The sequence below is a fragment of the Neorhizobium sp. BT27B genome (assembly GCF_050455485.1).
Lineage (GTDB): Bacteria > Pseudomonadota > Alphaproteobacteria > Rhizobiales > Rhizobiaceae > Neorhizobium.
In genome coordinates this window covers 300,722-313,511 of sequence record NZ_JBCIYT010000001.1, presented here as the reverse complement: position 1 = coordinate 313,511, position 12,790 = coordinate 300,722, and the positions used below count along the sequence as shown (strand labels likewise).

12 protein-coding genes are annotated in these 12,790 nt (G+C 59.7%); 6 read left to right on the top strand and 6 right to left on the bottom strand.

The window, feature by feature from the left end; translation table 11 throughout:
• Positions 1-28 precede the first annotated feature (28 nt).
• The 5 genes from gatB (at position 29) to AAIH70_RS01650 (ending at position 3,612) form a co-directional block, all read left to right on the top strand.
• A complete protein-coding gene (gatB, locus tag AAIH70_RS01670) occupies positions 29-1,531 on the top strand; it encodes an Asp-tRNA(Asn)/Glu-tRNA(Gln) amidotransferase subunit GatB (RefSeq protein ID WP_132273264.1) in 1,503 nt (500 codons plus the stop codon).
• Between the two features lie 6 nt (positions 1,532-1,537).
• Positions 1,538-2,041: a GNAT family N-acetyltransferase gene (locus AAIH70_RS01665; protein WP_132273265.1), complete on the top strand. Its 504-nt coding sequence runs from the start codon at positions 1,538-1,540 to the stop codon at positions 2,039-2,041.
• A 35-nt stretch (positions 2,042-2,076) separates the two neighbouring features.
• Positions 2,077-2,544: a GNAT family N-acetyltransferase gene (locus tag AAIH70_RS01660; RefSeq protein ID WP_132273266.1), complete on the top strand. Its 468-nt coding sequence runs from the start codon at positions 2,077-2,079 to the stop codon at positions 2,542-2,544.
• A gap of 96 nt (positions 2,545-2,640) precedes the next feature.
• Positions 2,641-3,039: an NADH:ubiquinone oxidoreductase subunit NDUFA12 gene (locus AAIH70_RS01655; RefSeq protein ID WP_132273267.1), complete on the top strand. Its 399-nt coding sequence runs from the start codon at positions 2,641-2,643 to the stop codon at positions 3,037-3,039.
• Between the two features lie 156 nt (positions 3,040-3,195).
• The gene (locus AAIH70_RS01650; protein WP_132273747.1) at positions 3,196-3,612 is read left to right on the top strand and encodes a DUF2155 domain-containing protein; all 417 of its coding nucleotides are present in this window, start codon (positions 3,196-3,198) and stop codon (positions 3,610-3,612) included.
• A 30-nt stretch (positions 3,613-3,642) separates the two neighbouring features.
• Here AAIH70_RS01650 and aat read toward each other — a convergent pair whose 3' ends face one another.
• The 6 genes from aat to AAIH70_RS01620 form a co-directional block, all read right to left on the bottom strand.
• Positions 3,643-4,260 (bottom strand): leucyl/phenylalanyl-tRNA--protein transferase, encoded by a 618-nt coding sequence (gene aat, locus AAIH70_RS01645; protein ID WP_132273268.1) that lies wholly within the window; start codon positions 4,258-4,260, stop codon positions 3,643-3,645.
• Positions 4,261-4,265: 5 nt separating this feature from the next.
• Positions 4,266-5,618, bottom strand: a complete 1,353-nt coding sequence (gene accC, locus AAIH70_RS01640; protein ID WP_430032876.1) for an acetyl-CoA carboxylase biotin carboxylase subunit — start codon at positions 5,616-5,618, stop codon at positions 4,266-4,268.
• 16 nt (positions 5,619-5,634) lie between these two features.
• Positions 5,635-6,102 (bottom strand): acetyl-CoA carboxylase biotin carboxyl carrier protein, encoded by a 468-nt coding sequence (gene accB / locus AAIH70_RS01635; RefSeq protein WP_132273270.1) that lies wholly within the window; start codon positions 6,100-6,102, stop codon positions 5,635-5,637.
• 28 nt (positions 6,103-6,130) lie between these two features.
• The gene (gene aroQ / locus AAIH70_RS01630) at positions 6,131-6,568 is read right to left on the bottom strand and encodes a type II 3-dehydroquinate dehydratase (RefSeq protein WP_132273271.1); all 438 of its coding nucleotides are present in this window, start codon (positions 6,566-6,568) and stop codon (positions 6,131-6,133) included.
• A 132-nt stretch (positions 6,569-6,700) separates the two neighbouring features.
• Positions 6,701-7,489, bottom strand: coding sequence for a DsbA family protein (locus AAIH70_RS01625; RefSeq protein WP_132273272.1), 789 nt, complete (start codon positions 7,487-7,489; stop codon positions 6,701-6,703).
• Positions 7,490-7,654: 165 nt separating this feature from the next.
• The gene (locus AAIH70_RS01620; RefSeq protein WP_132273273.1) at positions 7,655-10,624 is read right to left on the bottom strand and encodes an Rne/Rng family ribonuclease; all 2,970 of its coding nucleotides are present in this window, start codon (positions 10,622-10,624) and stop codon (positions 7,655-7,657) included.
• Positions 10,625-11,391: 767 nt separating this feature from the next.
• On the opposite strand from AAIH70_RS01620, the gene AAIH70_RS01615 reads away from it, so the two are divergent.
• Positions 11,392-12,669 carry an N-acetylmuramoyl-L-alanine amidase gene (locus tag AAIH70_RS01615; protein WP_245519112.1) on the top strand — a complete coding sequence of 426 codons (1,278 nt, stop codon included), beginning with the start codon at positions 11,392-11,394 and terminating at the stop codon, positions 12,667-12,669.
• Positions 12,670-12,790 lie beyond the last annotated feature (121 nt).

Below are 12,790 nucleotides of genomic sequence, written 5' to 3'. Positions count from 1 at the left end.
ATCTCAGAGACCAATTGACGAGCATAAGATGACCCTAGTCGACGTCCGTACCCCCGACCCGAAACGCTTCATTCCCGGTGCTACCGGTGATTGGGAAGTGATCATCGGCATGGAGGTGCATGCGCAGGTCCTGTCGAATTCGAAATTGTTCTCCGGCGCTTCGACCGAATTCGGCAAGCCGGCCAATGCCAACGTCTCGCTGGTCGATGCCGCCATGCCGGGCATGCTGCCGGTCATCAACGAGGAATGTGTGCGCCAGGCCGTGCGTACCGGTCTCGGTCTCAAGGCGCAGATCAACAAGCGCTCGATCTTCGACCGCAAGAACTATTTCTATCCCGACCTGCCGCAGGGCTACCAGATCTCGCAGTTCAAGGACCCGATCGTCGGCGAAGGCCAGATCGTCATCTCGCTTGGTCCGGACCGTCAGGGCCAGTTCGAGGATATCGAGATCGGCATCGAGCGTCTGCATCTGGAGCAGGATGCCGGCAAGTCGATGCATGACCAGCATCCGACCATGTCCTTCGTCGACCTGAACCGTTCCGGCGTGGCGCTGATGGAAATCGTGTCGAAGCCCGACATGCGTTCGTCCGACGAAGCCAAGGCCTATATGACCAAGCTGCGCTCGATCGTGCGTTACCTCGGCACCTGCGACGGCAACATGGACGAGGGTTCGATGCGCGCCGACGTTAACGTTTCCGTACGCCGTCCGGGCGAAGGTTTTGGCACGCGTTGCGAAATCAAGAACGTCAACTCCATCCGCTTCATCGGTCAGGCAATCGAATATGAAGCGCGCCGCCAGATCGGAATTCTGGAAGACGGTGGCGTGATCGATCAGGAAACCCGCCTGTTCGATCCGGGAAAGGGCGAAACGCGGTCGATGCGCTCGAAGGAAGATGCACACGACTACCGTTATTTCCCCGACCCGGACCTGCTGCCGCTGGAATTCGACGATGCCTTCATCGACGCGATGCGCGCCGACCTGACCGAACTGCCGGACGACAAGAAGGCGCGTTTCGTCGCTGAACTCGGCCTTTCGATCTACGACGCCTCGGTTCTGGTTTCGGAAAAGGCGATTGCCGATTATTTCGAAGCCGTCGCCGAAGGCCGTGATGGCAAGATTGCCGCCAACTGGGTCATCAACGACCTGCTGGGTGCCTTGAACAGAATCGGCAAAGACATTGAAGAGACTCCGGTTTCGCCCGCTCAGCTCGGTGGCATTATCGATCTGATCAAGTCCGAAACCATTTCCGGCAAGATCGCGAAGGACCTCTTCGAAATCGTGCTGACCGAAGGTGGTGATCCGGCGGAAATCGTCGAAGCCCGCGGCATGAAGCAGGTGACTGACACCGGTGCCATCGAAAAGGCTGTGGACGAAATCATTGCTGCCAACCCGGATCAGGTCGAGAAGGTCAAGGCCAAGCCGACGCTTGCCGGCTGGTTCGTCGGTCAGGTGATGAAGTCCACCGGCGGCAAGGCCAACCCGCAGGCCGTTCAGGCGCTGGTGAAGGCAAAGCTCGGCATCGAGGAGTAAGACCTGATGGTCTACTTCGTTCGAACCGCTGGCCCAAAGGACGTCGATCAGGTGCACAAGCTCCTGATCGAGACCTTTCACGCCACCTATGACGGACTTTACGGTGTCGATGCCGTGGAAAAGCTGCTGAAGGCTTGGAACTCGCCTTCCGCCATCACGGAACGGATAGGCCGCAAGGGCGGTGAGTATGTGGTGGCCGACAGCGGACGCGACATCGGTGGCATGGGTTTTGCGGCACCTTATCCCAAGATGGACAAGACGGTGATGCTGCATCAGCTCTACGTCAAACCGTCCGCGCAGGGCGATGGCGTTGGCCGCGATCTCTTCGCCGAACTCGAAACCTGCTTTCCCGATGCGGAAATCATGCGTGTCGAGGTGGCCCTCCAGAACGAACGCGCCATATCCTTCTACAGCCGGCTTGGATTTGTCGAAGTCGATCGTATGGAGGAGTTCGGTGGGCCGAATTCCGGTCTGCCGGCCGTGGTGATGGAAAAGCGGCTGCCGCAATAACCGGCAGCGATGCGCAGGCGAGGGAGGATACTGTCATGGGCGAAACGGACCTGATCATTCGCAGGGCGCGCGAAACCGATCTGCCGGATATCATCGCGATGTTCGCAGCCGACGACAAGGGCGGCCATGGCGATACCACCGACCCTGAAGCCTTCGAGGATTACCTGAAGGCCTTTTATGTCATCGACGCCTCCCAGAACGAAAACCTGTTTGTGGCCGAGCTTGGTGGCGAGGTGGTCGGCACGTTCGAGCTGCTGTTTACCCGCACGCTGACCGGTCGCGGCTCACTGACGATGATCCTTGAAGCCGTGCAGACGCGACCCGATGTGCGCGGTCGTGGCATAGGCAAGGCGATGGTCGAATATGCGGTGGAAGAGGCGCGCCGGCGCGATTGCCGTCTGGCTCAACTGACCAGCAATGCCACCCGCAGTGATGCGCACCGCTTCTATGAACGCCATGGCTTCGAAAAGACCCATGCCGGATTCAAGATGAAGCTGAAATAGAAGTGATGCCAGTTTGGAATCTCTGGACATAAGCGGCTTGAGATTGCATAAGCTCACACCTGAAATTCCCTCTCTCGTTTGAGGCCGACGGAAACAATGAAAACTCTTCTTCTGCAGATTTTTACCTGGTGGAACGGTCAGACGATCGGGACGCGCTTCTTCACCTGGAAACACGGCAAGCGCGTCGGTGAAGACGAGCTCGGCAATGTCTATTACGAAGGCACCATGACCTCCTGGGGCATGCCGCGTCGCTGGGTGATCTATAAGGGTTATGCCGAAGCCTCGGCCATTCCTCCGGGCTGGCACGGCTGGATGCATTACCGCACCGACACCCCGCCGACCAAGGAAGACTACAAGCCGCGCGAATGGCAAAAGCCGCATCAGCCCAACCTGACCGGTTCGGCTGCCGCTTACCGTCCGCAGGGCTCGCTTTCGGGCGCTGGCGAACGTCCGCGCGTCACCGGCGACTATGACGCCTGGACGCCGGGCAACTGAGCCTGTCGGGCTGATCTACGCGACCCGGCCCAAGTGCCGGGTCTGCAAACGGCCACTGCCTTCGGCTTTTGGCCATAATCCCTGACTACGCGTGAGCGTATGCCTCCGGAAAAGAGGGGGCGTCCCACGAGTAGATTGATGAGATTGTCTTTGTCGATGAAGTTTTCGCAAAAGCTGTTGGCCGGTGTGTTGTTCGGCGCCTTGCCGTTGATCGCGCCGCAAACGGCGGATGCAGCGCGCCTTGAGAACCCGGTCGCGGTCTTTGCCGGCATCGACAAGATCACCGGCCGCATCACCTCGTTCGATGTCTATGTCAACGAGACGGTACAATATGGTGCGCTTCAGGTGACCCCAAAGGTCTGTTATTCGCGCGACGATACCGAAGCGCAGAAGATCGACGGTTTTGTCGAAGTCGATGAAATCACGCTCGACCGCAAGATCCGCCGCATTTTTACCGGCTGGATGTTTGCCGACAGCCCCGGTCTCAACGCCGTCGAACACCCGATCTATGATATCTGGCTGACGGGCTGCAAGGACAAGTCCGACGTGCCGGCGCCGACGCCGGGCAACTGATCGCGCGGCCGGCAACTCACTTTAAAATTATCAAAACGCCAGATGCGGCGGCTCGACGGCCGCCTGCAGCATCACCAGATATTCCGCCTTGGGCACGTCGATCGCGCCAAATGTCTTGAGGTGATCGGTGGTGAATTGCGTGTCCAGCAGTCGAAAACCATTGCGGCGCAGACGCTCGACCAGATGCACGAGGCAAATCTTCGATGCATTGGTGCGGCGGGAGAACATGCTCTCGCCGAAGAAGGCCGCTCCCAGCGAAACGCCGTAAAGTCCGCCTACCAGTTCGCCACCTTCCCACGCTTCGACGCTATGGGCGTGTCCGAGGCCGTGGAGCTCGGTATAGAGCGCGCGGATGGTAGAGTTGATCCAGGTGCTCGGCCGATCCTCGACGGCTTCGGCGCAGCCGTCCATGACGGCAGCAAAGGCAGTGTCGAAACGGATTTCGAACGGCGCCTTGCGGATGGCTTTGGAAAGGCTTTTCGAGACGTGAAACGTGTCGAGGGGGATAATGCCCCTCAGGTCAGGCTCGACCCAGAAGATTTCCGGGTCGTCTGCCGAATCGGCCATGGGAAACAGGCCTATGGAATAGGCTCGCAGGAGAATATCCGCGGTAATGGTCGGATCTTTTCTCCTGCGGCCGCCTGCCATTGTGATCAGTGCGCTATGTCTGCGCCACCGGCCAGATAGTTTTCCAGCCAGTGAATGTCGTAATCGCCAGCGGCGATATCCGGGTTGTCGACCAGATCCTGGAACAACGGGATCGTCGTCTTGATGCCATCGACGACAAATTCGTCGAGCACGCGACGCAGGCGCATCATGCATTCGTCGCGGGTGCGACCATGCACGATCAGCTTGCCGATCATGCTGTCATAGAAAGGCGGGATCTTGTAGCCGGCATAAGCGCCCGAATCGACGCGAACGCCCAGACCACCCGGTGCGTGGTAATAGGTGATCGTGCCGGGCGACGGCACGAACGTGCGCGGATCCTCGGCATTGATGCGGCACTCGATGGCATGGCCGGAAAACACCACGTCTTCCTGAGTGACGGACAGACCCTTGCCGGAGGCAATGTGGATCTGCTCATGCACCAGGTCGATGCCGGTGATGGCTTCGGTGATCGTGTGCTCCACCTGCAGGCGGGTGTTCATTTCGATGAAATAGAACTCGCCGTTTTCGTAGAGGAATTCGACCGTGCCGGCACCGCGGTATTTCAGCTTGCGCATGGCATCCGCGCAGATTTCGCCGATCTTCATGCGCTGCTCGACCGTCAGGGCAGGGGAGTTTGCTTCTTCCCAGACCTTCTGGTGGCGGCGCTGCAGCGAGCAGTCACGTTCACCCAGATGCACCGCATTGCCTTCACCGTCGCCCAGAACCTGGATTTCGATGTGGCGCGGCTTGCCGAGATACTTTTCCATGTAGACGGCATCGTTGCCGAAAGCGGCAAGCGCTTCGGAACGGGCCGACGATACGGCTTCGTCCAGATCGGCTTCGCTCTGGGCAAGCTTCATGCCGCGGCCACCACCGCCGGCCGTCGCCTTGATCAGGACCGGGAAACCGATCTTGCGGGCAACTTCCAGCGCATTTTCCGGCAGAACTTCGCCATCGGAACCCGGAACGACGGGGATGCCGAGTTCCTGCGCCGTCTTCTTGGCGGTGATCTTGTCGCCCATGATGCGGATGTGATCGGCGGTCGGTCCGATGAAGGTGATGCCGTGCGCGTCGAGAATATCGGCGAACTTGGCATTTTCCGACAGGAAGCCGTAACCGGGATGGACAGCGTCCGCTCCGGTGATCTCGCAGGCGGCGACGATCTGGTGGATGTTGAGGTAGCTGTCACGCGACGGCGGCGGGCCGATGCAGACGCTCTCGTCGGCGAGGCGGACGTGCATGGCATCGCTGTCGGCCGTCGAATGCACGGCAACGGTCGCGATGCCGAGTTCCTTGCAGGCGCGAAGAACGCGAAGCGCGATTTCGCCGCGATTGGCTATGAGGACCTTGGAAACCATCAGGCTGACCTATGCGTTATTCGACGATGACGAGCGGTTCGCCGTATTCGACGGGCTGTGCGTCGTTGACGATGATTTCCTTGACGACGCCCGAACGCGGCGACGGGATCTGGTTCATCGTCTTCATCGCTTCGATGATCAGGAGTGTCTGGCCTTCCTTGACGGTGGCGCCGACTTGGATGAAGGCGGCAGCACCCGGTGCCGGCGACAGATATACGGTGCCAACCATCGGGGCAGTGACGGCGTTCTTGTTGTCACGCGGCGATGCGGCAGGCGCAGCGGCAGCAGCCGGGGCTGCAGCAACAGGAGCGGCGGCCGGAGCAGCGGCCATGACCGGTGCCTGGACATATTGCGGAGCGGAACGCGAAACGCGGATACGCATATCGTCCTGTTCGATTTCGATCTCGGTGAGATCGGTGTCGTTGAGGATGTTGGCGAGATCGCGGATCAGTACCTTGTCGATACCGCTTTTCTTTTCAGACATGGCAAACCCTATACGTAGTTGTCTTTTTTCAGCTGGTTATGTCTTTTAAGGCATGCAGCGCGAGAATGTAGCTCGTCGGGCCGAAGCCGCAGATGACGCCCTTGGCAGCCGGCGCAATCATCGAATGATGCCGGATTTCCTCGCGGGCATGCACGTTCGAGATATGCACTTCGACCACCGGAACGGTGATGGCCTTGATGGCGTCATGGAGAGCGAGCGAAGTGTGTGTGTAGGCACCGGCATTAAATGCGACGCCCGCAGCCTTCTCGCCTGCCTCGTGGATCCAGTCGATCAGAACGCCTTCATGATTGCTCTGGCGGAAATCGATGTCGAAACCGAGATCCTTGCCGACCGCAATACAACGGTTTTCAACATCCTTCAGCGTGCCGGCGCCATAGATGCCGGGTTCACGCTTTCCAAGCATGTTGAGATTGGGCCCATTGAGGACGAAAATCGTCTTGCTCATCAAGTGTTCCGTCGAAAAATCTGGGCCACCTATAGACCGCTGAAACGTCAAGGGAAAGCCCCCGGCCATGAAACCCGTGCATAACCGGGCATCCGGCCTTTCAAGGGGCGCGAAAACGGCGGCAGGCTGCGATTAGCAGCTTGCCTTGCCGCACTTGCGGATGTTGGCGATCTTCTCCTCGATGGCATCGGCACCCTGGGCGCCGATCAGCGCTTCATTGCCGACGACATAATAGGGCGTGCCGGTAATGCCGAGCGCGTTGGCCAGACGGTAGGTCGTCTTGACGTTGTTGTCGTTCGGCTGGTCCTTCATCGACTGGCGCAGTTTCGCCTCATCGAGACCCAGCGAGGTCGCGACTTCCATTGCCGTCTCTTCCGTGGCGCGTGTCTCGCCGCCGAGCAGTTTGCGATGGAAATCCGGATATTTTTCAGGTGCGGTCAGGCGCACGGCATTGGCCACCTGATGCGCGGCAACGGATTCAGGCCCGAGGATCGGAAACTCCTTCAACACGAAGCGGACATCCTTGTCCTTCTCCAGAATGGCGTCCATGTCCTCGAGCGCGTGTTTGCAGTAACCGCAATTGTAATCGAAGAACTCGACGACGGTGACGTCACCCTTCGGATTGCCCAGCACGATGTCGTTCTTGTCGGAGAAGATCGCGTCCTTGTTTTCGGCAATACCCGCGCCGGCCTGGCTGAGGCGGCTTTCGTACTGCTTCTTCTCATAGGCCTGCTGGACCTCGATCAGGACTTCCGGGTTGGCGATCAGGTATTCGCGAACGAAGGCGCCCATTTCCGTCTTCTGTGCTTCGGTCATTTCGGCGGCAGCCGGCTTGACGCTGATAAGCGTTGATGTCGCCAGCACCGTGGCACCCATGAGCGCAAAAACGGTCGTGCGGAGAGTAGGGGCCTTGATGGTCATCTTCGTCCTGTCTCAAATCAATGTTCGTGGTCGGCAAGAGTAAGCCAGCGCCGCCCATGTGGAAACCGCAAAAACGGCGCGTTTCCGCCTGTACCGTAAAAGGCCTATGAAGATGCAAAAACGGCCGCACGATGGCGGCCGTTTCAGATGTTTGATTTTTACGGCTTAGAAAAAGCCGCGGCGCTGCCACCAGCCGGCTTTCTTCGGCTTGTCGTCGCCTTCCGCAGGCTTTTCCGGGGCGGTGGATTTGATCACCGGATCGGAAGAGGACACTGCGTCGCCACGGTTCGCACGGGCGGGCTTGGCCGGTTCGGCTTCTTCGACCACTGCAGGCGCTTCCTCAACGGCTGCAACAGGCGTGACGTCTGCAGGCTTGGCTTCTTCGGTCACTGCGACCGGAGCTTCGACAACGGCATCCGCCTTGGGAGCAGCCTTCTTGCGGGAAGCGCGTGCCTTCGGAGCAGCCGGAGCCGGTTCGCTTTCGACGATGGTTTCTACGACCGCGACTTCTGCGACAGCGACTTCTTCGGCCGGAGACGCGGCAGCCTTGCCACGACGCGTGCGGCGCGGCTTCTTGGCGTCGGCCGGGGCTTCCGCCTCAACCTCGGCAACCGGAGCTTCAGCGACCTGCGTTTCGACAGCAGCCGTTGCTGCATCGTCGGACTGTTCGCCGGTTGCTGCGATCACGGCAGCTTCGCTATCGCCATCATCCTCGCCGGAGCCTTCGACGACATTGCCGTCTTCGTCCGTGCGGTTGCGACGACCGCCACGCTTGCCACGACGGCGACGCTTGCGGCGTGCGCCTTCATCACCTTCGGCTGCGTCGGCAGAAGACTGACCTTCGGTGGCGTCGTCGTCACCTTCTTCGCCGTCTTCATCGGCATCACCGGAAATGCTGTCGTCGTCGGCAGACTGCGCCTGCGCATCGCCATTGCGTTCGCCGTTCTTGTTGCGGCGGCGGCGGCGGCGCTTGCGCTTGCGGCCGTTCTGGTCGTCGTCATTACGGGCCTGCGCCGGAGCGGCGGGCGCGCTGGTGACTTCAACGATATCTTCTTCGTCCTCGTCGATCTCGTCCTCGATGACGATATCGTCATCCTCGTCCTCGACCGGGATGGACGCAAACTGCATCAGGCTTTCGATCTTGACCGGGTTTTCCACCGGTTCGCCACGATCGATGGCAAAATGCGTTGCGCCGACATTGTGGTCGGATTCGATGAAGATCGAGACGCCGAAGCGCTTCTCGTAATCCATAACCGTCTGACGCTTGTGGTTCAGAAGGTAGAGCGCGATATCCGGCGTGGTGCGCACGGTGATGTCGTGCGTGGTGTTCTTGAGCAGATACTCTTCGATGCCGCGCAGGACGTGCAGGGCAACGGAAGACTGCGAACGGACGTGGCCGGTGCCGCCGCAATGCGAGCAGACCTGCGTCGTCGATTCCAGAACCGAAGCGCGGATGCGCTGGCGCGACATTTCCAGAAGGCCGAAATGCGAGATGCGGCCGACCTGGATGCGGGCGCGGTCGTTTTTCAGGCAATCCTTCAGCTTCTTCTCGACAGCGCGGTTATTGCGCTTTTCTTCCATGTCGATGAAGTCGATGACGATCAGGCCTGCAAGGTCGCGCAGGCGCAGCTGGCGGGCAACTTCTTCAGCCGCTTCCAGGTTGGTCTGCAGAGCAGTGTCTTCGATCGAGTGCTCGCGGGTGGAGCGACCGGAGTTGACGTCGACGGCAACCAGCGCTTCCGTCTGGTTGATGATCAGGTAGCCACCGGACTTCAGGGTCACCTGCGGCTGCAGCATGCGATCGAGCTGCGCTTCGATACCGGAGCGCGAGAAGATCGGGTGCATGTCGCGGTAAGGCTGAACGACGCGGGCATGGCTCGGCATCAGCATCTTCATGAAGTCTTTCGCTTCACGATAGCCTTCTTCGCCGGAAACGATGACCTCGTTGATGTCCTTGTTATACAGGTCGCGGATAGACCGCTTGATCAGCGAACCTTCTTCGTAAACCAGGCAGGGTGCGGTCGACTGCAGCGTCAGCGTGCGGACGTTTTCCCACAGGCGCATCAGGTATTCGAAGTCGCGCTTGATTTCGACGCGGGTGCGGTTGGCGCCGGCGGTGCGCAGGATCACGCCCATGCCCTGCGGCACTTCGAGATCGCGTGCGATTTCCTTCAGACGCTTGCGGTCGGTCGGCTGGGTGATCTTGCGGGAAATGCCGCCGCCACGTGCCGTGTTCGGCATCAGGACAGAATAACGGCCGGCCAGCGACAGATAGGTGGTGAGCGCTGCGCCCTTGTTACCGCGTTCTTCCTTGGCGACCTGAACGAGCAGGATCTGGCGACGCTTGATGACTTCCTGAATGCGGTACTGCTTGCGCGGCTTGCGCTGGATGCGATCCGGAACCTCTTCCATGGCGTCTTCAGCGCCGACGGATTCGATTTCTTCCTTCTCGTGATTGTCATCGTCGTCATCATCGTCGTCGTCGCGACGGCGACCGCGGGTTTCGACTTCTTCCGAAATCGAATCGGTCTCGACCATGGCAGCCATTTCACCCGGCGTGCTGTCGTCGTCATTGCCTTCAGCGCTGGCTTCTGCATCCGCCGGTGCTTCTTCAGCAACCTTCTTGCGAGCGCGGCTGCGGCGCGGCTTTTTCGGCTTTTCTTCGGCAACAACCTCGGCTGCGGCTTCCGGCTGCGCTTCTTCTGCGGCGGGTTCTTCGCCGAGCGCGGCTTCAACCTGCTCGACCACAGCTGCCGGCACGCCGACATCCGGCTGATCCTGCAGGCCAGGGTCGACAACGTTGTCAACGATCGGATCGACGGCATCAGCATCGGCGATGCGCTGCTGCTCTTCCGCTTCGGCCTGTTTCAGGGCCTGACGGTCAGCCAGCGGGATCTGGTAATAATCAGGATGGATCTCAGCAAAAGCGAGGAAACCGTGACGGTTGCCGCCGTAATCCACGAAGGCTGCCTGAAGCGACGGCTCTACGCGGGTCACCTTGGCGAGATAGATATTGCCGCGGATCTGCTTCTTGTGTTGCGATTCGAAGTCGAATTCTTCAATCCGGTTACCCCGGACGACTACGACCCGCGTCTCCTCTTCGTGAGACGCGTCGATGAGCATTTTGTCTGCCATTGAATATGTGCTCCTCGGCGCAAGCGCGCAGGGGCACGGATGCCTGCCGCAAGGGCAGGCCGATCATGCGTCGCGGTTGTTGCGCCGGATAAGATGATTCCCGCAAGGCGCTTCCGTGGCGACCGCAACCCGATAGCCGGCGGAGCTTTCGGCTCCCTCAGCATCTCCAGGTTTTGAAAAACGTGCCGCGACATCTAAGACCAGACGAGAATGACGATACGTGAAGACCCATGCGGGTCCGATGAATATGCTCCGTGCGAGCGATACGATGCCCGCGACTGGGTACTGTTCCGGCCACCGCCGGTGCGGATAGTGTTTCAGAGGCAAAGTGCAGCGACGACGGATGTATGCCCGTGTATGGCGCCAGGTCCTTATCGGCTGGCTGCCCGTGGCAGTCCTATCCCGTCAACACTTTGACCCTTCTTTGTCTTTTATGTTTTAATTGTTGCTATGGCAAGGGAAAAGCCGGCCGCGCCTTATTGTAGATCAATTCCTACGCCTTGTTATATGACAGCCATGGATCATGATTCGTGACAGGGCTAAGGCGCGTGAAATATGGTGCAACCCTCGCATTCGGCGAGCGGAATCGGCGAAAAAACATCGAAGTCGAACAAAAAACTCCAGATATCGTGCGGAATATCGATTTTGCCACTCTTGGTAGAGCTGATCTGACTGTATCGAGGGCAACACCCGACGTGGTATCAGCAGGCTGTGGAAAGGCGCTTCGAGCGCTCATTCGGAAGTTTGGAGCAGCATTGGCGGCGAGAATGAAAACTGACATGTCGCGCGTTGGCGGATTGTTTGGCTGCGGCGCGGTGATTCGCCGTGCTGGCTTGGCCTCCATGATTTCACTGGCCGCTGTTGTTTGCGGCGGGTTTTTGGCGGTGGGCGTGCCTCAGGCGCGGGCCGCAGCGACCGATCAGCCAGCCGCGCAGCCATTGCTCGCGTTCGGCGCCCGCATTGCCGGTGACGATGCCCGCACCCGTGTCGTGCTGGATTTCGACGGAAAGCCGACCTTTTCCGTGCACTACGTTTCCAATCCCGACCGGGTGGTCATCGATCTGCCGGCAACCGCCTTTGGTTTTTCGCCCCAGGATCTGACGGCGCGCGGCCTGTTCAAGGATATCCGATATGGCGCGATGGGGGAGGCGAATGCCCGCCTCGTGCTGACTGCCATACGTCCGGTCAAGCTCGTCATGGCCGAAGTGCAGAAAAACGACGATCACGGCTACCGTCTTGTGCTCGACGCCGAGATGACCACCGACAAGGCATTTGTCGAGATGGTGCGCAAGCAGGTATGGGACGCGCCCGGCGATATCAACGCGGTTTCAACAATCGAGCCGAAGGACGACGTTTTTACGATCGCCATCGACGCGGGGCACGGCGGCATTGATGCGGGTGCGACGGGCGCCGACGGCAAGGTTCAGGAAAAAGCCATTACGCTTGCCTTTGCGCAGGATTTGCAGGCCAAGCTCGATGGCAAGGCCGGCATGAAGGCATTCTTGACGCGCGAGGACGATCATTTCCTGTCGCTCTCGGAGCGGGTGACGCGCGCGCGCCAGGGCAAGGCCGACCTGTTCATCTCGCTGCATGCCGACACGCTGCGCGAAAAGGATATTCGCGGCGCGACGGTCTATACGCTGTCCGACAAGGCTTCCGACCGCATGGCGGAAAACCTTGCGGCGCGCGAAAATCTCTCCGACCAGCTGGCCGGTTACAGCCTGCAGGATGGACCGCCCGAGGTGGCCGATATCCTGATGGACCTGACGCGCCGCGAAACCCAGGCTTTTTCGATTTCGCTTGCCGACCGGGTTGTGACGTCTTTCGAGGGGCAGGTGGGGCTTATCAACAATCCGCGTCGTTCGGCCGGTTTCCAGGTTTTGCGCGCGCCCGACATTCCTTCCGTGCTGTTGGAGCTGGGCTTTCTGTCGAACGCCGATGACGAGAAACTGTTGCTGGATGAGAAATGGCGGGAAAAGGTGACCGGGCTGATTGCCGATGCCGTTCTGCAATATCGCGGGCGCGCCATGGCGGACGGCGGCTGATAGACGAAGTTTATCGGTGCCGCGATCGTGATGAGTTTGCAACATGTGGCGCGCCGGACAGCCTGTTCTGTCGGGATGTCATGGGATTAACGTGGCCAAGCCCTATTTTACGCACATTCGA

What these genes read in the sequence shown, in the direction of transcription:
- gatB (WP_132273264.1), top strand. Translation starts at nt 29, where the DNA reads ATGACCCTAGTCGACGTCCGTACCCCCGACCCGAAACGCTTCATTCCC.
- AAIH70_RS01665 (WP_132273265.1), top strand. Translation starts at nt 1,538, where the DNA reads ATGGTCTACTTCGTTCGAACCGCTGGCCCAAAGGACGTCGATCAGGTG.
- AAIH70_RS01660 (WP_132273266.1), top strand. Translation starts at nt 2,077, where the DNA reads ATGGGCGAAACGGACCTGATCATTCGCAGGGCGCGCGAAACCGATCTG.
- AAIH70_RS01655 (WP_132273267.1), top strand. Translation starts at nt 2,641, where the DNA reads ATGAAAACTCTTCTTCTGCAGATTTTTACCTGGTGGAACGGTCAGACG.
- AAIH70_RS01650 (WP_132273747.1), top strand. Translation starts at nt 3,196, where the DNA reads ATGAAGTTTTCGCAAAAGCTGTTGGCCGGTGTGTTGTTCGGCGCCTTG.
- aat (WP_132273268.1), bottom strand. Translation starts at nt 4,260, where the DNA reads ATGGCAGGCGGCCGCAGGAGAAAAGATCCGACCATTACCGCGGATATT.
- accC (WP_430032876.1), bottom strand. Translation starts at nt 5,618, where the DNA reads ATGGTTTCCAAGGTCCTCATAGCCAATCGCGGCGAAATCGCGCTTCGC.
- accB (WP_132273270.1), bottom strand. Translation starts at nt 6,102, where the DNA reads ATGTCTGAAAAGAAAAGCGGTATCGACAAGGTACTGATCCGCGATCTC.
- aroQ (WP_132273271.1), bottom strand. Translation starts at nt 6,568, where the DNA reads ATGAGCAAGACGATTTTCGTCCTCAATGGGCCCAATCTCAACATGCTT.
- AAIH70_RS01625 (WP_132273272.1), bottom strand. Translation starts at nt 7,489, where the DNA reads ATGACCATCAAGGCCCCTACTCTCCGCACGACCGTTTTTGCGCTCATG.
- AAIH70_RS01620 (WP_132273273.1), bottom strand. Translation starts at nt 10,624, where the DNA reads ATGGCAGACAAAATGCTCATCGACGCGTCTCACGAAGAGGAGACGCGG.
- AAIH70_RS01615 (WP_245519112.1), top strand. Translation starts at nt 11,392, where the DNA reads ATGAAAACTGACATGTCGCGCGTTGGCGGATTGTTTGGCTGCGGCGCG.